A 17,846-nucleotide genomic window follows, 5' to 3' on the forward strand; every position below is an offset into this window, starting at 1 on the left:
AAAGCAATCATCGACCCATCGAAAATAAGCCGTGATCTCCTAGAGAAAGCATTCAAAGAGATCGAGAGCAAGAAGAAAGCAAAAGGCGCGTGAAATTCGCTTATTACGCCCATCATTACGCCTTACTAAGGGTGCTTAACGCTAAAACGATTGAAGAGAAGAAGGAAATAGCGCTCAACTACTTCCTGGTGGATGGCCGGATCGTGGACGAGGAAATGAAACGAAAAATAGAGGAGGAAACGCAATGTACGGAAGCGCAAAGCGAGTAAGAACCTTGTTTGTGCAAGAAAAACCAGACAAGAATCTAAGCATGGTGATTAACGAAATGTTGGAGGAATTGGCAAGTATCTCTGATGTTGATGTTATCGACATTAAATATGCTTCTGCAAATGATGAAAACGGATATGGCTGGCATTCGGCTCTTATCATATACAAAGGTTCTGAGTGATATGGACGAACTCCTACAACTCATCCTCCAAGAGCGCTCACAGCTAGAGGACCACATAAAGGACGGCGAACTCCACACCTACATTGAAGAGAACGCCGACGACCTGATGCACCTATTCAACCGCTTTATCCAAATCGCAAGCAAAGGAGCTGAGCAAGATGCTGCATAGAATACAACCCGTAAATGGTCCGCAGCCAATCGTTCGCAATCCCCAGCAAGGCCAACCATTTGAGCGTAAAGGAGAGGTTCGAGTATGACCTACTATCCAAATCCGGACAAGCCGGTAGAAGCAGACGAAATCAATCAGCACATTAACGTGCTCATGCAATGCAAGAAAACGGGAGTATGGGACATGGAGGGAGTAATGAAGTGGCTCCGCACTAACCTTCCACAGATGGCAGATGCAGCGGATTGCATGGCAGGGTACATCGATGATCAGTTCCCAGGTATGGAGATCAGTAAGAAGGAGAGTGACGCAGCGTGAGGTTATGGATTGAAGTATGGCGTAAGGACAACGAAGAGCAATATTACGGTTTAGACAGGGATGAAGTGAACGGAATCATTAACCATTATGAGAATGCGCTTTACGAGATCGAGGAACTACGCAAGGCGCTAGAATGGGCAAATCGCATTATTGGTAGTGGTTTAGATAACGGTTCCCAACTTCTCTATGATCCCATCGCATGGAATATTAAATACCACACTGAATGGAAGGAGCAAACGACATGACCGAACGCTACCGTTTCGATGAGTGGCTAAACATCTCAGCTAACGCCGACTTGTGCGCCGAGGAAATCCTATCATCCATTCGCTCCCGTGTCCGCATCTGGGCCGATAAAGAGATAGGAAATCTTGATACGCCAATCTATTACAACTTCATTCGGGAGTATCCGGAGTACATCCATGACGGTTGGAAATCAACTATTGAGAAAGAGATAGAACGGGCGGTGGAAACACATGAGAGTGAAAAACGAGGACGTGTACCGGGAATTGGCAAAGCTGTCCTCATCATCAGGAGCACGCTGGGTCTACGCTAAGAATCACGCTAGATGGTACAAGCAGGGAAAGAGAAAAGGCACGGTTGCACCCGCGCCAGTTAGATGAAGAAGAAAGGTTATACGGACAGTTTAAACCAAAAGGAGCGATTAGGCAATGAACATATATCAGAAATTGATTGAGGTACGTAAGGCTGTTCCATTCCTGCAAAAGGATGCTTCAGGTGGTCAGTACAAATACAACTCTAGCAGCCAAGTAATAGCAGCTGTACGAGCAAAACTGGATGAAATGGGATTGCTACTGATTACCGAGTTGGTAAGTCACAATCTGCTGAGCGAGACGATTGAATTTGTTGACAAGGACAAACCAAAGAAAACAACCACTTATTTCACCGAAGTTGATTTGCTTATGACATGGGTCAATGCGGAAAAGCCAGACGAACAGATTAAAATCCCATGGTACGCACAGGGCGTGGATATAGCTGGTGAGAAGGGTGTAGGAAAGGCACTCACATACGGTGAGAAAACATTTATGCTCAAGCAATTCAATATTGCTACGGATCAAATGGACGTTGATGCCTTCCAACAGCGCATGGAGAAATCGGTCGGTCGGATTACCTCTAATGCCATTTCTCAGCTGAAGTCTGCATGGATCGGGGCTGGGTACAACATAAATCAATTAGCTCCACGCATTAAGCAACTTTACAACTGTTCAATCAACGAGCTATCGGAACCACAGGTGGACGAGCTGTTGGCTAAGATTAAAGAGAAACGGAGTGAGCCGGCTTGAAGCTGACAGAAGAAAATTACTATTCAAGAGAAGCAAATCAGCATTATATGAGCGTCAGCCAGTTCAAGGACTTCGATAAATGCGAAGCAGCTGCACTTGCAAAGTTAAACGGGGAATACAGCGAACCAAAGGCTGATTGCTTCTTAATCGGTTCATATGTAGGAGCAACAATTGAAGGCGATTATGCCTTGCAAAAATTCATAGAAGATCACCCTGAGATTTTTTCGTCTCGGGGTGTCAATAAAGGCGAGTTGAAAGCTGAATATAAGCTAGGAGACAAGATGGTAGAAACATTACTAGACGATCCAGTTTGCCGCCAGATGCTTGAGGGAGACAAAGAGGTAATTGTAACCGCTGAACTATTTGGAGTGCTGTGGAAGGTGAAACTGGACGTTTACAACCCTGATGAGGGACGGATCATTGATCTCAAGACGGTAAAAGGCATTCATGAACGGTACTGGAAGAACGGCAAGTGGGTATCATTCGTTGAAAATTTCGGTTATGTGCTGCAGATGGCAGTTTATACAGAGCTTGAACGGATAGAGCATGGACGATTTACGACACTTGAACCTTTGATTGTTGCAGTCAGCAAGGAAGAAACGCCTGATAAGGCCGTCATTTGCTTTGATGAAGAATCTCTCAACTACGAATTATTGATGGTGAACGATAAATTGCCACGAATAATCGCAGTTAAAGAAGGAATCGAAGAACCAAAGCGATGCGAACGCTGCCGGTATTGCCGCTCAACAAAGAAGATTGACGGACTCATTCACTATCTCGAATTAACAATGGGGAGCTGATTGATATGGAAATCACACAAGTAACACAAGAAGTATATACCGCTTCTAAGCGCCTTGAGAAGGCCGCTAACGAGCTGTACAAGCTGGGGGAAGCTAAGGCTTCCTCTGAGCAAGTATACCGCGTAAAACTCGCTCAGGAGATTCTAAAGCTAAAGGCTGAGCATATGGCTGTCGGGATGATCTCAGACGTAGCGAAAGGCAACGTGGGAGATTTCCTTTTCAAACGCGATTACGACGAGGTACGGTTCAAAGCAGCTCTTGAATCAGTAGACGCAATTAAAAGCCAGCTAAGCGCCCTACAATCCATTTTAAAGTACCAGGTGGACGTATGACTATGAATCTATCATCCCAACCATTGCGATCCGTTCCAAAGCCAACGTTTAAACGGAATGCACCCACAGCCAAGCAGCGCGGAGACATATCCACCAAAGTGCGCCGACAGCTCAGAGATCGCAGCAACGGGGTATGTGAGAGGTGCCTTTACGAACTAGCAGTTCAAGCAGCGCATTCAATCAGACGGTGGAAGGTGAAGGGTGAAACGACAGTCAATGATGTCGCTCACCTTTGCCTTGAATGCCATACGCATTGTGACAATACGCACGATGGCCGATTGTTCCTTAAACAGTTTCGCATAGCACGATATAAAGCTGCTGGAGCAGCATATTACGAGTGATGGAGGAAATGAAATGATTGAGTGGATAGAATACGACAGTAACAGCCGGGAGATTGAGAGCCACAAAGACCATTTGATTACAGATGGACGTCACGTCTGGATTGCTCACCACGCTAAACTTCTAAATGCAACGGGGTATGGATGGCATGACCGCTATACTGGAAAGCCGCTTCTGCTACCTGTAACCCATTTATCAAAAATAAATCTACCTGCGGAGGAAATGAAATGATCGAACTTGAGCAAGTCGTACAGAGAGCAAAATCGGATATCGCTAAACAATATGTTTTCGTGCATATGCCTATTCCGCAGTTAGAAACCCTCCTATCAGGACTCGAAGAGGCACAGAGGGAGATAGAAAGGCTGAAGAAATCCAATAACGACATGTGGGATTGTCCGGACTGCGGTTTTGCATTTGATTCTTGCCATGTTGACGTAGACACCAATGAACACTCTTGCCCAGTGTGCTGCGAGGCAGAATTGACTAAAGAGAACAATCAGCTCCGTACCGAACACACCGCCATGAAGGAAGCGCTGGAATGGTATACACAACATTCAGAATTACCACTTGCGCATATTGTGCTTGCTTCTCTCACAAAGGAGCAATCCAATGAGACACCCAAATGAACAAGGTGTTGCCCAGTACCACAAAGTAACGCTACGTGACACTATGCGAATCCAATTTAAAGCAATCATTCTACGTGTTAAAAACTGGGATGCCGAGCGATGGTATCGCAGATACGGGAAATAAGACCTGGGAGGTGCAACGTGGATCAAGAAATGTTCCATATCTTCGCAATAGCTAAACGGCTACACGATTTAGAAGGCTTGCCTAAGCATCAACGTGACGCGTTAAAACGCAAGTATGATGCGTTGGATGAAGAGACAAGAGAAGAGATTACGTGTTATCTGCTGGGTACGAGGTTTGTCGAATCGGTGCTTAGTTAACTAATTTTAGGAGGAACAGAGATCATGCTAAACACCATAATTCATGGAGATTGCTTAGATGTCATGGAAGAAATAGATGCAGCTTCAATTGATATGATTCTCTGTGATTTGCCTTATGGTACCACTCAAAACGATTGGGATTCAGTTATCCCACTGGAAAAATTATGGACGCAGTACAAGCGGATAATTAAAGACAATGGCGCTATTGTTCTAACAGCACAAACGCCATTTGATAAGGTTCTAGGGTGCAGCAACCTTTCCATGTTGCGTTATGAGTGGATATGGGAGAAAACATCAGCAACAGGCCATTTAAACGCCAATCGGATGCCGTTAAAGGCGCATGAAAACATACTTGTGTTTTATAAAAGTCTACCGGATTACAATCCTCAAATGACAACAGGGCACAAGCCAGTAAACAGCTATACCAAGCATCAAGACGATGGAAGTAATTACGGAAAAACAAAAATAGGGATTAGCGGAGGAGGTAGAACGGATCGCTATCCCAGGAGTGTCATTTGTTTCCCGACAGATAAGCAAATCGAAGCACTGCATCCCACTCAAAAGCCTATCGAATTGTTCAAATACCTAATCGAAACATATTCGAATGTAGGTGACACGGTTTTAGATAATTGTATTGGATCGGGAACAACGGCAGCTGCAGCTTTGAGTTGCGGAAGGAACTTCATCGGGATAGAAAAGGAATGGAAGTACGTTCAGATCGCTAGAAACAGAATGGAGTATGTCCAACCAGTGATCAATTTCTAGCCGAGTTTCTACTCCCCTTCCTTATCCGGCACATATTCCAACAATTCGTCAACACGGCAGCTGAAACGTTTGCAGAGGGCGTTGAGGGTATCGTAGTCGATGCCGCCGCCCTCACCATTGTAAATCTTAGCCAGCGTTTTACGAGATATGCCGGTTTCCTTCTCAAGCTGAGAGAAGGATTTCACCTTATGTTTACCCATCATTTCAGACAATAAAGGACGTATCATATCAATCACCCGTTCACTTATTAGTTAATTCTATAATACCCATACTACGCTATAAGTAAACGATATAAGTCTAATTGGGAATTATACTTACCAAACTGTGAAGTTTATAGTACAATAGAGTCAAGGAGGTGCTTACAGTGTTAGTAGGAGTAAAAGATATAGCAACAAGGTTGAATGTGAGCAGACCAACGGTGTTCGAACTCATCAAAGAAGGCATGCCGACGATACGCATTTCCGAACGCATACTTCGATTCGATCCTGACGAAGTTATGTCATGGATTAAAAATAAGGCTTCCTAGGCGGTGATCACATGGCTTACATCGGTTTAGATCGAGGCATTGTGGATCACTGGATATACCAGGACGCTGAATATTTTAAAGTTTGGTTTGAAATGTTGTATCGTGCGAGGTTTTCAAAAGAACCGCATACAGAGCTTGTAGATGGTGAAATGGTCGTTGTTAATTACGGTGAATTCATCTACGGGCGTATCAAATGGAGCGAGCGTTTGAAGATTAGCGAACAGAGGTTGAGGACGCTAATTAAGAAACTAAAAGCACAGGATATGATCGAGGTTGTTTCGGAACATCGCAAGTGCACGCTATATACAATTAAAAATTACGCAAAATTCAACCAGCAGAGCAACCAGCAGGAAGCCCAGTCAGATCAAGGGTTTGAGGGGAATGCCAACCAGCAAAGCAACCAACCATCAACCAGCAGTCAACCAGCAGCTAACCAGCAGCCAACCACTAAAGAAGAAAGAAAGAAAGATAACAATGTTAAGAAGGTAATAAAAGAGCATAGTCAAAACACCGTCGAATTGACCAATCACTTAATTGCTCTCATGCAGATTAATAATCCAAACGTAAAAATTCCAGCGAACTTAGAAAAATGGAGAGACGAAATAGAAAAGCTGGAACGGATCGACAAATACGATTACATGCAAATACGGTCCGTTATCGATTGGTGTCAGAATGACTCGTTTTGGAAGTCCAATATTCTATCAGCTCCAAAATTAAGAGAGAAGATAGGAACGCTAGTTATGCAGATGCAGCGGAATAACGTTACACCAATCAAGAAAATGAGTGCTTTCGAAAGATTGCAACAAATGTCGAGGGAGGAATCAGAACGTGAAGCGAGCGGAAATTATTAAACTGGTAGGAATTTGCTCATTGAACTACCGAAACTGGCCGGAAGCAGGGAAAGAAGAAGCTCTTATCTCCCTTTGGGAAACGATGCTTGATGATATTGATTACGAGATCGGCAGGATCGTTATCAAGAAATTCATGAGCGAATCCGTTTATCCGCCGACAATAGCGGACATTCGGGCGAGAATAGCAGACGTTACCACTGTCCGGAGTAAACCGGGGATAGAAGCTTGGGGAGATGTAAAACTGGCAATCCGAAAATATGGCAGCTACAACGAGAAGAAGGCAATGGATTCGCTAACCGGCGTGACGAGAAAGGTTGTCGATTCGATTGGATTCAGAACATTATGCCTTTCAGAAAATGAGATGGCCGACCGCGCTCACTTCCTGAAGGTGTACGACACGATGCAAAAACGAGAACGCGAAGATGCACTGCTAATGCCGGAGCTTAGAGACAGCATGACGAGAATCCAAAGTAATAGCGGTAGGATGCTGACATTTGAGGAAGATCAAGGGGCTTAAGACCAAAATTAGAGGAGCGATAGACATGTACGACTATGATGAGGAATTTTTTTACGAGCCAAGTGAGTTTGAAGCAAAAATTGATGAATTCAAGCAATCTCTGTTGGATGTAGTTAGAACTGATTACAAAACTGAGATGGAGCGTCTGAGAACTGAAAACGCGGAACTACAGGAAGTCAAAAAGAACTTTGAACAGATAAAGAACGATTACAAACATAAAGAACAGCAACTCCAGTATGACAGGAATAACATGGAGCAAAAAATCAGGGGTGCTAGGTTGGCGGAACTGATGAAAAACTTGGAAGTAACCCTATACAGGGCAGATTATAAAACTGTTTTGGGGAATAAATGCGACAAATGCAATAGCAACCGGCAAATCGAATTCATAGCTCCATCAGGTAAAACGATGGCAGAACCTTGTGAGTGCGCAACGAAAAAAATTGTTTATCGGCCAGGTGAACAAATATTAAAAGAATTCAGGACGTACAGGAATAATGATCGAGAATTAATCGCATGGTACAGCCAGTATCAAGACGATGGAGAGGGATTTACGTTAAACAGCAGCACTGTTGTCAAAGTTATTTACTCCGATGGAATGAATTTCAGCGATTTAGAACGCTATAGTACCTTCTTCAGATCCGAAGAGGATTGCCAAAAGTATTGCGATTGGCTGACGGAAAAGGAAGAGAATAAAACGGTTTCTGCACCCGTTGCAAAGAAGGAAAAGACATCGTGACCGAAATGGATGAACAGAACGAACAAGACTTTTACGAATGGCTGCGAAGAGGTAGAAAATCCTTTGAACTGGAGTTGATCGACGATGATCATCCGGGACAGGAAGGATACAAGAGGGGGAAACAACGTGACTGAAAAAATAACGCGTGAGCAGATACTGGCGATGGAGCCGGGGAGAGAGTTGGATGCGCTGGTAGCGGAGAAAGTTATGGGTTGGACGAACAAGATTTTGCCCGTCACACCATTTGATAGCCATTCAGCACCTTACTGGTGTGTATACGGAGTAAAGGTAAATCCGGTTTTGAACTGGTCGCCATCATCGAACATATCCGCATCATGGGAAGTGGTGGAACACCTTAGAGGTGTGCATGGCTTAAAGATATTGATCTCGCCGCAAAACCACGAAGGATTCTATCTTCATGTAAGAAACGAGATGGGAGGGAATATCACTGGTGTATATGAATTTGATTTTGCTCCTGTTGGTATTGCAAAGATTGCTCTATTAGCAGTAATGGATGAATGAACGCCATGAGTAGGTTGCAGTATAGATTAGACCAAATGAGAGACGGGGAGAGATGAGGATGGAAAACGAGTATGCAATTAATCAAATGATTGAGCTAGTCGAGGAAGATAAAGCTACGTTCTTCTGGACTGTGAGGGAGAAAACTTGGAATCCCGAGACGAATGAAATTATTTATTATGCGACACGTCCAGGACATCATGGATGGTTCACGCACGAGTATTTAAAAGCGCATAGCGCCATCGGAACGACCGAATCCGCTTAGCTTGCGGGGGCCGTATATCGGGGTTGGGGTAGGACAAGGGATATAAAAGACTGATAAGGAGCTGATCACATGTCAAAGGAAAACCGAGCAAGCCGGCCGGCAGTAACGCCATATAAAAAGCCGTACAAGCCGCTAATGTCGAAAGAGGAACGCAATCGGCAAGCAAAGTCACTGATTACATACAGACCCGGGGGAGGTGATGCCTCTTGAAGGCCACAATATTATTCTCATGCAGAATGTACGGAATTAGCTTTTGGGAAGCCAATATTGAGCATGACGGCAAGGTGCACAGAAAAGACATATCATTCCGCCACTTGAAGAAACTTGGAGCGGTAAAAAGTTTTAACGGTCATAAGAAAGCTGAAACGTGGCTCAACGATACAGAAGAAGGACAAGCGTACCTGCGGGATCTAATCGGAGTAAAGGAGGATGCATCATGACAAGAATCGCCTATCGAATCAAAGTAGGCAGCTGGGAAAGCAAGATCCAGCGTCCATGGATAGAGGCAGAATACCTCAAACGCAAACTATCCAGACACGTTAGAAACGTGGAGATCATTACTGAGAGGGAGGTGGAGAGCGATTGAAGCTGATTATCGAGGGTACATTGCCGAGCCTAAACGAGATGATCAACGCCTCCAAATCTAACAAATACAAATACGTGCAGATGAAAGATAGAGCAATCCGCATGGTCGCATGGTCAGCAGTAAAGCAGCTAGGCAAGATCAAGATTGCGAAAGCGGACTACACCATAACCTGGTACTGCCCCAATAAGCGCCGAGACAAAGACAATGTTATAGCCGGTCAGAAGTTCATATTCGATGGTCTGCAGGAAGCCGGCATTATATCCAACGATGGATGGTCACAGATCGGGAAGATCACGCATGACTTTGGTGTAGATAAGGACAATCCTAGAATCGAGGTGCTTATAGCATGAATCGAAAAGAGCTGATGGACGAAAGAGAGCGACTACAACGTAAATTGGATTGGCTCGGGGTACGTTCAAACAGCTACGAAAGAATGGAAGATCGCATCAAGGAGATTAACACGAAGCTTGGGCACTCCCACGAACGCTATCTAGAGCGCGTAGGAGGCTCGCATAGGCGTTTTGGTAGATTAATAGGGCAAATACTAGAATGAAACATAGAACGTCTCAGAGAGGCGTATAGAAAGCGAGAGGTTGATATGGAATTGACGAGAGAGAAAGTGTTGGCGATGAAACCGGGGAGAGAGTTGGATGCTCTTGTGGCTGAGAGGGTAATGGGAATCATTCTTCCCAATATTCATAACGCAAATTTCTATTCCACCGATATAGATGCAGCCTGGGAATTGGTGGAGAAGATGCGGGACAACAAAATATACTTGGACATTCGAGTATGGCCTGATGAATACCAAGTTCTGCCTCATGAAAACGAGAATAATAAACTGGTGTATGAATGGATTGTTAAGCGGAAGTCATTAACCGAGGCTATCTGCAAGGCGGCACTCTTAACCACGATAAAGGAGTAGAGGGAAGCTGTCGGAATTGTTTGGGGAGATGCCGGGGTGAGAAGGAATGAAAAGGCGGTGAACATGGTGCGAAGGGTCTATGTCGGTCTTGATTGGAATAATTGGAACATCGGACTAGCGTTCCATAGTTCTTCATTACTCGGGTATAGGGTGATGGAGATTACGATGCTCCCCTTAAAAATTTATTGCCGAGTAACAAAATGAATAGTGAATAGTTGATCCATATTGCGTAAGGAAGGTGTGAAAGAAATGGACATTGTAACATTGGATGCGACGGGGCTACTCATACAACTGCACGACGTTTTGATAAATGAAGAAACCGGAGAAATGGTGATTGTTGTCCAAGGGGCGAACAAGAGAGGTGTGCGGGGGCTGGGCGTTGTCAATGACGTTACTGGGGTAAAAGACTGGTTGGGCGTATATCCTGATGGAGTTTGGACAATCGTCGGAAACCTGGCGACAACGACATATAGGACGAAAACATGAGACAAAATGAATACGGAAGGACATGAGGTGATAGTCTTGTCGAAAAAAGTTAAGGTAATTTGGTTAACTGACAGTAATCGTAAGGAGCAAGTTTTTGATTCCCGCGAAGAAGCTGAACCACTTATGAAAGAACTAAACGAAAAAGGCGAACTATGGGTTTTGACGGACAAGTTTTGAATATTAAGAACTTAGGAGATGAGTAAGGATGAATACTTGTTGTAGCAAGCAAGAGCTGTTTGATAACGGCACATACCAGTACTGCAAATCATGTGGAGTTGTTCAAAAAGGTGATCCTGTATTCACTCCAACAGGATTCCACGCTTGCCCTAGATGTGGATGTCCTACAGTGGCACAAGGGCAGTATTGTAGTGTTGAGTGTGCTACTTCTGGATATGATAAATAGCACTATTTTGTCAATTAATTAAGCAGAAACACAACTTGTAAAATCGTTGTAAAAGTGAGTAAAAATCCAGTATTGGCGCGGTTTATGGCTAGTATTTGTGGGTGGAAAATGGTATAATGACGGTAACACAAAATTGATATCGGAGGCGAGAAAATGAGTGAGAGAACACTACAAGATCAGCTTGAAGAAGTGGAAGCGGAATTGCGAAATGAACACCAGCGCGGGGCTTTGATGGATTCGGGAAAAGTAGCAGAGTTGGCAGAGCGCCGGCAGGAACTAAACACTAAAATTAGTGTTCAAGCACAGGCAGAACGCGAACAAGCTATCGAAGAGCGCGTACATAGTGAAATCACTTTCGCTATTCCAGGCGTGGATTTTACCAAGCTGCCGGTTGAACTCATAAACGTCATTCATCTAGTCGTAAAGTCGGATCGTCGTCGGATTATTGCTGAGCATGCGATTGAGTTGGAACAGATCGAGAATGAATTTGACGCATACAAGCAAAACGCTGAAGGGAATTACAATGGCCTTCTTGCTAACCACAATCAGCTAGAGCAAGAATACGAAGCTTGCGCTCGTGAGCTGAAAGAGCAGACGGAAGAAACGGTCCGTTTGATCGCAGAACGGGACGATGCGAGAAAGAACCGGGATAACGCTGCAGCTCAGTACGAGGAAGCTAAAGCTGAGATTGAGCGCCTTAAAGGTCAGATTGACGATTACCAGAAGGCGAAGGTATACGGCGAGCGTGAAGCACAATCCATAATCGACGTTACGCCGAATGAAGCGGAAGAAATCAACGAAGCTATTAAGCTATTCGTTTCTAGCGAAAACTGGGGATCGACAGAGAAGCTGTATCTGCCAGACGGAACATTCAAAGTTGTGAAGCGGTCTGAGTTGTCAGAATGGCAGTTGAGCACTCCTCCAACTTTAGGAGGTAGCGAAACACTGCCAGAAACGTTTCAAGGCGAAACTGCTGAAGGTGACGTTAGCGACAGTGGGGTTTCTGATTCCGAAGCGGCGGGCATAGACTTTCGTCAAGAAGAGGAAAGCACAACCGCTGGATTGGATGAACACGAATCTGTATCAGAAGGCGATGCGCCGGTTACTCGCCGGGAGTTCCAAGAGCTCAGTGCAAGAGTCAGCCAGCTTGAACAGTCGCAAAGGATCGTAGCGTAATGGCGAAGTATCGAAAGAAGCCGGTTGTGATTGAGGCGTTTAGATATGGAATAGACGAATGGCCAGACTGGTTCCATGACAAGCACATCGCGGATGAAATCAAGACGTTTAGAAACAGTCTGGATCGAGGGCCATTTCATCATTCCAAAGACATCTACTGTAAAATCAATACACTCGAAGGAACGATGCGTGGGTATTACGGCGATTACATCATCAAAGGTGTAAAAGACGAAATATACCCATGCAAGCCTGACATATTCGAAGCCACGTACGAGTTAGTCGGACAAGACTTCACCGATGAAGAGTGGGAGAAGGCTTTAACCGGAAAGAAGTAGCTTAATATAACCAAACAGAGCGCTTCTAACTGAGGCGCTCTTTATGCAGAGGGGTGAACACATGAACCGTGAAAACGTAACGGAGTTGCTTAAGAACTATCGTAACTACAAATACGCAGTAAACCAATACGAACGACACCGGCCCAGAGCAGCTGCAGGAATAGCTAATTATGACGCGATGCCGAGTGGATCGGGAGCGGCTGAATTATTCTTCGTACCAAACGGCAGAATGGCTGATATGGGGCATACAGGCTTTCAGGATCGGTTGGACTATAACGCCTATGCTGAAGTCGTGAGAGACATTGAGGGTGGCCTAGAGACGCTTACAGAAGAAGAACAGAGTGTGATTAAGCTGAAGTGGATGGATAAGCTATCATTGCAGCAGATTGCGGATCGCAAACATCTGAGCGTTGGCACAATCAAGAGCCGGCACAAATCAGCATTAGCAAGCCTGGGCGTGTGCTTCCGATTCGTTAAGCCTCCGCATATTGAGGAGATACACGACAGAGGAACACATATGCACCATGGAGACGAGAAGAGAAGGACCACGGATATATATTGACCTTTATTTGCACTTTATTTGTACTATCCTGCTGTTACAATAATTTCATAGGGTGCTGACGTTGAGTGTAATCGCATGTACACGTTGCATTCACACTGCATTCAGGCAGACGGGACGCGGTGAGCGCATCGCTTCTCGTTTGCATTATTAAGGTGACAAGCGCGTCCGCGCTGCACATATAAAATAAATCGAACAATCCTGTCGTCTACGTCTCCCAACGTGACGCGAATAGTTATTCTATCGCATGTAGCTGCCGAAAGGCGGCTATTTTGCGTTATGAGGAGATGAAGATATGCATTTAAAATGCAAGTTTTGCGAAAGAGATATGAAAACGTGTCCTAGAGCATATCTATCAAACCCATTTTGCGGACATTGCCTAGATGAACGGTTAGAAGCTTCGGGCGCCATCGACTTGCGTGACAATTCCCGATGGATTGATTTAGGGAATGGCTACCACACGATTGAACCGATAGATACAACGAAGCTATTTAAAGCTAAACGTGACCGACTATGACGCCATATCGATTATAGCTATTTTGAATCTATTACTTTGGCAATATGCGATGCACGTTTATTTCGGGAAAGGAGATGATGAATGATGGCAGTAGGCAAGTATGAGACACATGTTAAGCCCAAGCTACTGCTAATAGAAGCATGGGCGAGAGACGGATTGACCGATGAGGATATAGCAAAGAATCTTGATGTAGGAGTATCAACATTCCATGCATACAAGAAGGACCATCCAGAGTTAGTAGAGTCCTTAAAACGTTCTAAGGATGAAGCTGATATAAAAGTCGAGAATGCCTTGTATAAACGAGCATTAGGGTATGAATACGAAGAAGTGACACAGGAACCACTTTACAATCCTATTACCGGTGAACCGATATTGGACGAAAGTGGAGATCCTAAAATTGCAGTAACGAAGATCGTACGAAAGATGGTTAACCCGGATACGACGGCTCAGATATTCTGGTTGAAGAACAGAAGACCTGCAGCATGGAGAGACAAACAGGACATTGAGCACTCTGGTCAAATGACCAATAACATAAATATGACAGGACTCTCGACAGAGGAGTTGAGGGCGCTTGCTAAAGCTAAGTCAAGCACAACTTAATGCAATAGAGGAACAAGCCACTTATGAATTAGCGCGGCGTGACTTCTCTTATTTCGTTGACGTTGATAGCGAATTTAGGGACAGAGACGGCGCACACCTTGACGTACTGGACGAAACGCTTATCAAAGTATCTGAGGGCACACTAAAGCGTGTAATTGTGACAATGCCTCCGCGACATGGAAAGAGCGAGCGAGTGAGCAAGAAGTTTCCTGCATGGCACGTAGGACGCAATCCCGGAGATGAAATCATCTTAGCCTCGTACTCGGTTGATCTGAGTCGGGGCTTTTCTCGTATTGCCAGAGACACACTGATAGCCAATCAGGACATGTTTGGAATTAATGTTGATCCAGCTAACCAATCAGCTGAGTCATGGGGCACAGAAGGCTACAGAGGCGGTGTGACAGCTGCAGGTGTTGGTGGTGCAATCACTGGTAAGGGCGCTAAGATCGCTATCATCGACGATCCGGTTAAAAACGCTGAAGAAGCCGATAGCGAGACGATGCGAGAAAAGATATGGGAATGGTACACATCCACTCTATATACACGTTTGACACCTGACGGTCGTATCATCGTCGTAATGACACGTTGGCATGAGGATGATCTAGTTGGTCGGTTACTCAAGAAAGAGGCTGACGAGATCGCAGAGGGTACTCACAAGGGCGAACGGTGGACGGTGATAAACTTCCCGGCTCTAGCAGAGAAAGATGACTACCTCGGCAGGGCAGAGGGAGAACCACTATGGCCTGAGTTTGGATTCGACCAGAACCGCATGGAGCAAATTAAAGTGGATGTAGGCTCCCGGGTGTTTAATGCGTTGTATCAACAACGTCCTAGTGCAGCTGATGGTAACTTCCTCAAACGAGACTGGTGGAGGTACTACGAGAACCCACCAATATTCGCATCCATGCTCATTAGTGTTGATGCAGCGTTCAAGGACGAGGACGACAGTGACTATGTTGTTATTCAAGCATGGGGCAGAACTGGTCCTAATATGTATCTCGTTGACCAAGTGAGAGCAAAGTTGAATTTCCCGGCCACGTTACAAAGCATTCGTAACATGGTGGCGAAGTACCCCGAGGCTCACTTGAAGCTAATCGAGGACAAAGCGAATGGATCGGCAATCATTCAAACGTTGCAGCGTGAAATACCTGGTATCTTGGGCATAAATCCCGAGGGAGGTAAGGTGGCCCGAGTCAATGCGGTATCTGCTTATATCGAATCAGGGAACGTTTATTTGCCTCGTACATCATGGACACAGGACTTTGTAGAAGAAGCAGCAAGCTTCCCGAACGGAAAGAACGATGACCAAGTTGATGCGATGAGCCAAGCGCTCCATCGCTTTATTTATGTTCGAGGGGATCTACCAAATGCACCAAAGGTTCCAACACCATTTCCGTTCCAACAAAGCGAAGATTATCAAGGAGGGTTCCAGCAGTGGTAGATCACATTGTAAAAGTCGCTTCTATCCTCTCACAGCCTGACCTTGAGGAAGATACGAAGAAAGCTATCAACCAGTATATACGCGATAACATCCGGACTAAGCCTGTTACAACGACGGCCGGGACACTTGATCCATTCAACCCAGTTAGGGCGCAGGCTGAGTCATTGTTAGGCGTTAACCTTGTTAGTGAGTGGATGGACGGCCCAACGAAAGAAGGTGATAAATAGTGACTGAAGAGAAGCCAGAACAAAACATCGCTCCTATGGTCGAGAAGCGATACAAGAGCGGTATCGGGTACTTACGCAGCATGCAATTCCTTGACCGCTGGCCTGAGTACGAGCGCTTCAAAGCAGGTGATCAATGGCCACCGCCGACAGAGCGAACGAAAAACCTGCCGCGGCCGGTATTCAACATCATTCGGTACATTCAGAACCACAAAGTATCGAGCGTGATGAACGAGAACATAAAAATGATCTATACACCGCAGGAGTCGGTTGAGGGCATGCAAGCCAATGACCCACAAACAGCCGAGATGATGAAATTAGCTGATGAAGCCGGCGAGAAGTTCACACGTTACTCCGATACCGTATGGGAGGAGATCAAACAGGATGAGCTCAACGAGGAAGCGCTTGAGAGCGCGTCAAATATCGGCACTGGTATATGGCACTACTATTGGGATACTGGTCAAAAAGGCGGTCTTACGCAGCCGTATATAGGAAAGATGTGTGGTGAGGTTATTGACCCAATTAACGTATTCTTTGGTAATCCGCAACAGCGAGACGTTCAGAAGCAGCCTTATATCATCGTTAGCATGCGGAGCCAACTCAGTTTAGTCCGCAGAGAAGCCAAGCAGAACGGTTTGAGTGCTGAAATGGTCGCGATGATCCAGCCTGACAAAGAAACGCAGGATGAAGGTTACGATCGCGCCAAGATTGAGGTAGATGGCAGCGAGAAAGTCACAGTTTTGTTTCAGTATTGGAAAGAGGATGACATGATTTACATGTGTAAAGTCGCCTCCGGTCAGATAGTGAAGAAGAAAACGGCAATGGATTTCAAGCTGTACCCTATCGCGGTTATGCAATGGGAACGGCGTAAGAAGTCCATACACGGCATTGGAGACACTGAGGGACTTATACCGAACCAAAAGACGATTAACTTCCTGATGGCGATGAGCGTCCTTTCTGTGCAGCTTACAGGCTGGCCTAAAGCGGTGATCAACCCTTCTTATGTGGATCCGAACACGCTGAACAATGATCCAAGCGTGCCGATCATCGACAATTCGCCGCCTGGAGAAAAAGGAATCGAGTATTTAATGCCGGGAACAGTTAACGGCATGGCTCGGGATCTCGTTGAGTCCTTCATGGAACACACTAGAACGCTTGCTTCTGCTCAAGACGCTTCGACGGGTGATGTAGGCGGCAGCCAATTGAATGCATCAGCCATTATGCTCCTGCAAAAAGCGGCCGGCGTGCCGATCGAGTCCATTAAGAAGCGGTTTTATCGTGCTATGGAGGATATCGGACGTATTTGGGAAGAGTTCTGGAAGGTGAAGCACAACACAACACGACGAGTTAACCTGCAGGACGATGATGGTAATGAGTATTCGGACGAAATGAAAGGTACGGACTATGCCGGTATCGACTTGAACCTCAAGATTGATATCGGACCAAGCTCCCAATACTCCGAACAACTCATGATGACATCGCTTGACCGGTTATACGACAAGCAAGCCATCAGCACCGAGCAGTACCTTGAATTCGCGCCTAAAACGGTTGTGCCGTTTAAGGATAGATTGCTCAAGCAGATACGTGAGCAGCAGGAGATGGCGGCGCAGATGCCGCAGCCTGATCCACAAGCAGAAGCCGCGGCGCAGATGGAACAGCAAATGGCGATTAAGCAGCAGGATCATGCGAATAAGCTGGAACTTGAGCAAGTGAAAGGCAATCAACAATTGCAATTAGCGGCTGTGAAGTCGTCAGGAGGAGGTTGAT

Annotated in this window: 32 protein-coding genes; 31 read left to right on the forward strand and 1 reads right to left on the reverse strand. The window is 45.4% G+C overall.

Annotated elements, in window-relative coordinates; all coding sequences use genetic code 11:
* Positions 1-89 precede the first annotated feature (89 nt).
* The 12 genes from H581_RS0105845 to H581_RS0105900 all read left to right on the forward strand — a co-directional run bounded on the left by H581_RS0105845 (position 90) and on the right by H581_RS0105900 (position 5,416).
* Positions 90-269 (forward strand): hypothetical protein, encoded by a 180-nt coding sequence (locus H581_RS0105845; protein WP_028609197.1) that lies wholly within the window; start codon positions 90-92, stop codon positions 267-269.
* On the forward strand, positions 245-448 hold the full coding sequence (locus H581_RS33200) for a sporulation protein Cse60 (protein WP_036717924.1): 204 nt from the start codon (positions 245-247) through the stop codon (positions 446-448). Before H581_RS0105845 ends, H581_RS33200 begins: the two co-directional genes overlap by 25 nt.
* Before the next feature lie 253 nt (positions 449-701).
* Positions 702-932, forward strand: coding sequence for a hypothetical protein (locus tag H581_RS0105855; protein ID WP_028609199.1), 231 nt, complete (start codon positions 702-704; stop codon positions 930-932).
* Positions 929-1,177, forward strand: coding sequence for a hypothetical protein (locus tag H581_RS0105860; RefSeq protein ID WP_028609200.1), 249 nt, complete (start codon positions 929-931; stop codon positions 1,175-1,177). Before H581_RS0105855 ends, H581_RS0105860 begins: the two co-directional genes overlap by 4 nt.
* On the forward strand, positions 1,174-1,485 hold the full coding sequence (locus H581_RS0105865; protein WP_028609201.1) for a hypothetical protein: 312 nt from the start codon (positions 1,174-1,176) through the stop codon (positions 1,483-1,485). The genes H581_RS0105860 and H581_RS0105865 overlap by 4 nt, the downstream gene beginning before the upstream one ends.
* 115 nt (positions 1,486-1,600) lie before the next feature.
* Positions 1,601-2,233 (forward strand): ERF family protein, encoded by a 633-nt coding sequence (locus H581_RS0105870; RefSeq protein WP_028609202.1) that lies wholly within the window; start codon positions 1,601-1,603, stop codon positions 2,231-2,233.
* The gene (locus H581_RS0105875; RefSeq protein ID WP_028609203.1) at positions 2,230-3,033 is read left to right on the forward strand and encodes a PD-(D/E)XK nuclease-like domain-containing protein; all 804 of its coding nucleotides are present in this window, start codon (positions 2,230-2,232) and stop codon (positions 3,031-3,033) included. The genes H581_RS0105870 and H581_RS0105875 overlap by 4 nt, the downstream gene beginning before the upstream one ends.
* Before the next feature lie 5 nt (positions 3,034-3,038).
* Positions 3,039-3,365 carry a hypothetical protein gene (locus H581_RS0105880; RefSeq protein ID WP_051250490.1) on the forward strand — a complete coding sequence of 109 codons (327 nt, stop codon included), beginning with the start codon at positions 3,039-3,041 and terminating at the stop codon, positions 3,363-3,365.
* A 354-nt stretch (positions 3,366-3,719) separates the two neighbouring features.
* Positions 3,720-3,935, forward strand: coding sequence for a hypothetical protein (locus tag H581_RS0105885; RefSeq protein ID WP_028609205.1), 216 nt, complete (start codon positions 3,720-3,722; stop codon positions 3,933-3,935).
* Positions 3,932-4,330, forward strand: coding sequence for a hypothetical protein (locus tag H581_RS0105890; protein WP_028609206.1), 399 nt, complete (start codon positions 3,932-3,934; stop codon positions 4,328-4,330). Before H581_RS0105885 ends, H581_RS0105890 begins: the two co-directional genes overlap by 4 nt.
* A 141-nt stretch (positions 4,331-4,471) precedes the next feature.
* Positions 4,472-4,651, forward strand: coding sequence for a hypothetical protein (locus tag H581_RS0105895; protein WP_028609207.1), 180 nt, complete (start codon positions 4,472-4,474; stop codon positions 4,649-4,651).
* Between the two features lie 24 nt (positions 4,652-4,675).
* The gene (locus tag H581_RS0105900; RefSeq protein ID WP_028609208.1) at positions 4,676-5,416 is read left to right on the forward strand and encodes a DNA-methyltransferase; all 741 of its coding nucleotides are present in this window, start codon (positions 4,676-4,678) and stop codon (positions 5,414-5,416) included.
* 8 nt (positions 5,417-5,424) lie between these two features.
* Here the strand turns inward: H581_RS0105900 and H581_RS0105905 are convergent, their stop codons facing one another.
* Complete coding sequence (locus H581_RS0105905; RefSeq protein WP_028609209.1) at positions 5,425-5,643, reverse strand: helix-turn-helix domain-containing protein; 219 nt, start codon at positions 5,641-5,643, stop codon at positions 5,425-5,427.
* 137 nt (positions 5,644-5,780) lie between these two features.
* Here H581_RS0105905 and H581_RS37685 point away from each other — a divergent pair, with 137 nt between their 5' ends.
* From H581_RS37685 to H581_RS0106010, 19 genes are all read left to right on the forward strand, one after another.
* On the forward strand, positions 5,781-5,942 hold the full coding sequence (locus H581_RS37685) for a helix-turn-helix transcriptional regulator (RefSeq protein ID WP_169507472.1): 162 nt from the start codon (positions 5,781-5,783) through the stop codon (positions 5,940-5,942).
* Positions 5,943-5,953: 11 nt separating this feature from the next.
* The gene (locus tag H581_RS36280; protein WP_028609210.1) at positions 5,954-6,793 is read left to right on the forward strand and encodes a hypothetical protein; all 840 of its coding nucleotides are present in this window, start codon (positions 5,954-5,956) and stop codon (positions 6,791-6,793) included.
* On the forward strand, positions 6,771-7,310 hold the full coding sequence (locus H581_RS0105920) for a replicative helicase loader/inhibitor (RefSeq protein ID WP_028609211.1): 540 nt from the start codon (positions 6,771-6,773) through the stop codon (positions 7,308-7,310). Before H581_RS36280 ends, H581_RS0105920 begins: the two co-directional genes overlap by 23 nt.
* Positions 7,288-8,046, forward strand: a complete 759-nt coding sequence (locus H581_RS0105925) for a hypothetical protein (protein ID WP_028609212.1) — start codon at positions 7,288-7,290, stop codon at positions 8,044-8,046. The genes H581_RS0105920 and H581_RS0105925 overlap by 23 nt, the downstream gene beginning before the upstream one ends.
* Before the next feature lie 126 nt (positions 8,047-8,172).
* Positions 8,173-8,568, forward strand: a complete 396-nt coding sequence (locus H581_RS0105935) for a BC1872 family protein (RefSeq protein WP_028609213.1) — start codon at positions 8,173-8,175, stop codon at positions 8,566-8,568.
* 58 nt (positions 8,569-8,626) lie between these two features.
* Positions 8,627-8,830 (forward strand): hypothetical protein, encoded by a 204-nt coding sequence (locus tag H581_RS0105940; protein ID WP_028609214.1) that lies wholly within the window; start codon positions 8,627-8,629, stop codon positions 8,828-8,830.
* Between the two features lie 206 nt (positions 8,831-9,036).
* On the forward strand, positions 9,037-9,270 hold the full coding sequence (locus tag H581_RS0105945; RefSeq protein ID WP_028609215.1) for a hypothetical protein: 234 nt from the start codon (positions 9,037-9,039) through the stop codon (positions 9,268-9,270).
* Positions 9,267-9,416: a hypothetical protein gene (locus H581_RS37690; protein ID WP_156889506.1), complete on the forward strand. Its 150-nt coding sequence runs from the start codon at positions 9,267-9,269 to the stop codon at positions 9,414-9,416. Before H581_RS0105945 ends, H581_RS37690 begins: the two co-directional genes overlap by 4 nt.
* Entirely contained in the window at positions 9,413-9,766 is a 354-nt protein-coding gene (locus H581_RS0105955; RefSeq protein WP_028609216.1) for a RusA family crossover junction endodeoxyribonuclease, read from the forward strand. Before H581_RS37690 ends, H581_RS0105955 begins: the two co-directional genes overlap by 4 nt.
* 248 nt (positions 9,767-10,014) lie before the next feature.
* Positions 10,015-10,338 (forward strand): BC1872 family protein, encoded by a 324-nt coding sequence (locus H581_RS0105965; protein WP_028609218.1) that lies wholly within the window; start codon positions 10,015-10,017, stop codon positions 10,336-10,338.
* A 249-nt stretch (positions 10,339-10,587) separates the two neighbouring features.
* A complete protein-coding gene (locus H581_RS0105970; RefSeq protein WP_028609219.1) occupies positions 10,588-10,824 on the forward strand; it encodes a hypothetical protein in 237 nt (78 codons plus the stop codon).
* A 36-nt stretch (positions 10,825-10,860) separates the two neighbouring features.
* A complete protein-coding gene (locus H581_RS37695; protein WP_156889507.1) occupies positions 10,861-11,001 on the forward strand; it encodes a hypothetical protein in 141 nt (46 codons plus the stop codon).
* Between the two features lie 379 nt (positions 11,002-11,380).
* Positions 11,381-12,403 carry an AAA family ATPase gene (locus H581_RS0105980; RefSeq protein WP_028609220.1) on the forward strand — a complete coding sequence of 341 codons (1,023 nt, stop codon included), beginning with the start codon at positions 11,381-11,383 and terminating at the stop codon, positions 12,401-12,403.
* Positions 12,403-12,738: a hypothetical protein gene (locus H581_RS33210; RefSeq protein ID WP_051250491.1), complete on the forward strand. Its 336-nt coding sequence runs from the start codon at positions 12,403-12,405 to the stop codon at positions 12,736-12,738. The genes H581_RS0105980 and H581_RS33210 overlap by 1 nt, the downstream gene beginning before the upstream one ends.
* Positions 12,739-12,799: 61 nt before the next feature.
* Positions 12,800-13,300 carry a sigma factor-like helix-turn-helix DNA-binding protein gene (locus H581_RS0105990; RefSeq protein WP_028609221.1) on the forward strand — a complete coding sequence of 167 codons (501 nt, stop codon included), beginning with the start codon at positions 12,800-12,802 and terminating at the stop codon, positions 13,298-13,300.
* 595 nt (positions 13,301-13,895) lie between these two features.
* A complete protein-coding gene (locus tag H581_RS0105995) occupies positions 13,896-14,414 on the forward strand; it encodes a transposase (protein WP_245599935.1) in 519 nt (172 codons plus the stop codon).
* Positions 14,386-15,855 carry a phage terminase large subunit gene (gene terL / locus H581_RS33215; RefSeq protein ID WP_245599936.1) on the forward strand — a complete coding sequence of 490 codons (1,470 nt, stop codon included), beginning with the start codon at positions 14,386-14,388 and terminating at the stop codon, positions 15,853-15,855. Before H581_RS0105995 ends, terL begins: the two co-directional genes overlap by 29 nt.
* Positions 15,849-16,082: a hypothetical protein gene (locus H581_RS0106005; protein WP_028609223.1), complete on the forward strand. Its 234-nt coding sequence runs from the start codon at positions 15,849-15,851 to the stop codon at positions 16,080-16,082. The genes terL and H581_RS0106005 overlap by 7 nt, the downstream gene beginning before the upstream one ends.
* On the forward strand, positions 16,082-17,845 hold the full coding sequence (locus H581_RS0106010) for a portal protein (protein WP_028609224.1): 1,764 nt from the start codon (positions 16,082-16,084) through the stop codon (positions 17,843-17,845). Before H581_RS0106005 ends, H581_RS0106010 begins: the two co-directional genes overlap by 1 nt.
* The last annotated feature ends 1 nt before the right edge of the window (position 17,846 follow it).

Source organism: Paenibacillus harenae DSM 16969, from assembly GCF_000422465.1.
Lineage (GTDB): Bacteria > Bacillota > Bacilli > Paenibacillales > Paenibacillaceae > Pristimantibacillus > Pristimantibacillus harenae.

What these genes read in the sequence shown, in the direction of transcription:
- H581_RS37690 (WP_156889506.1), top strand. Translation starts at nt 9,267, where the DNA reads ATGACAAGAATCGCCTATCGAATCAAAGTAGGCAGCTGGGAAAGCAAG.
- H581_RS0105905 (WP_028609209.1), bottom strand. Translation starts at nt 5,643, where the DNA reads ATGATACGTCCTTTATTGTCTGAAATGATGGGTAAACATAAGGTGAAA.
- H581_RS33200 (WP_036717924.1), top strand. Translation starts at nt 245, where the DNA reads ATGTACGGAAGCGCAAAGCGAGTAAGAACCTTGTTTGTGCAAGAAAAA.
- H581_RS36280 (WP_028609210.1), top strand. Translation starts at nt 5,954, where the DNA reads ATGGCTTACATCGGTTTAGATCGAGGCATTGTGGATCACTGGATATAC.
- H581_RS0105900 (WP_028609208.1), top strand. Translation starts at nt 4,676, where the DNA reads ATGCTAAACACCATAATTCATGGAGATTGCTTAGATGTCATGGAAGAA.
- H581_RS0105995 (WP_245599935.1), top strand. Translation starts at nt 13,896, where the DNA reads ATGATGGCAGTAGGCAAGTATGAGACACATGTTAAGCCCAAGCTACTG.
- H581_RS0105870 (WP_028609202.1), top strand. Translation starts at nt 1,601, where the DNA reads ATGAACATATATCAGAAATTGATTGAGGTACGTAAGGCTGTTCCATTC.
- H581_RS0105970 (WP_028609219.1), top strand. Translation starts at nt 10,588, where the DNA reads ATGGACATTGTAACATTGGATGCGACGGGGCTACTCATACAACTGCAC.
- H581_RS0105940 (WP_028609214.1), top strand. Translation starts at nt 8,627, where the DNA reads ATGGAAAACGAGTATGCAATTAATCAAATGATTGAGCTAGTCGAGGAA.
- H581_RS0105990 (WP_028609221.1), top strand. Translation starts at nt 12,800, where the DNA reads ATGAACCGTGAAAACGTAACGGAGTTGCTTAAGAACTATCGTAACTAC.
- H581_RS33210 (WP_051250491.1), top strand. Translation starts at nt 12,403, where the DNA reads ATGGCGAAGTATCGAAAGAAGCCGGTTGTGATTGAGGCGTTTAGATAT.
- H581_RS0105890 (WP_028609206.1), top strand. Translation starts at nt 3,932, where the DNA reads ATGATCGAACTTGAGCAAGTCGTACAGAGAGCAAAATCGGATATCGCT.
- H581_RS0105880 (WP_051250490.1), top strand. Translation starts at nt 3,039, where the DNA reads ATGGAAATCACACAAGTAACACAAGAAGTATATACCGCTTCTAAGCGC.
- H581_RS0105865 (WP_028609201.1), top strand. Translation starts at nt 1,174, where the DNA reads ATGACCGAACGCTACCGTTTCGATGAGTGGCTAAACATCTCAGCTAAC.
- H581_RS0105980 (WP_028609220.1), top strand. Translation starts at nt 11,381, where the DNA reads ATGAGTGAGAGAACACTACAAGATCAGCTTGAAGAAGTGGAAGCGGAA.
- H581_RS0105855 (WP_028609199.1), top strand. Translation starts at nt 702, where the DNA reads ATGACCTACTATCCAAATCCGGACAAGCCGGTAGAAGCAGACGAAATC.
- H581_RS0105885 (WP_028609205.1), top strand. Translation starts at nt 3,720, where the DNA reads ATGATTGAGTGGATAGAATACGACAGTAACAGCCGGGAGATTGAGAGC.
- H581_RS0105965 (WP_028609218.1), top strand. Translation starts at nt 10,015, where the DNA reads ATGGAATTGACGAGAGAGAAAGTGTTGGCGATGAAACCGGGGAGAGAG.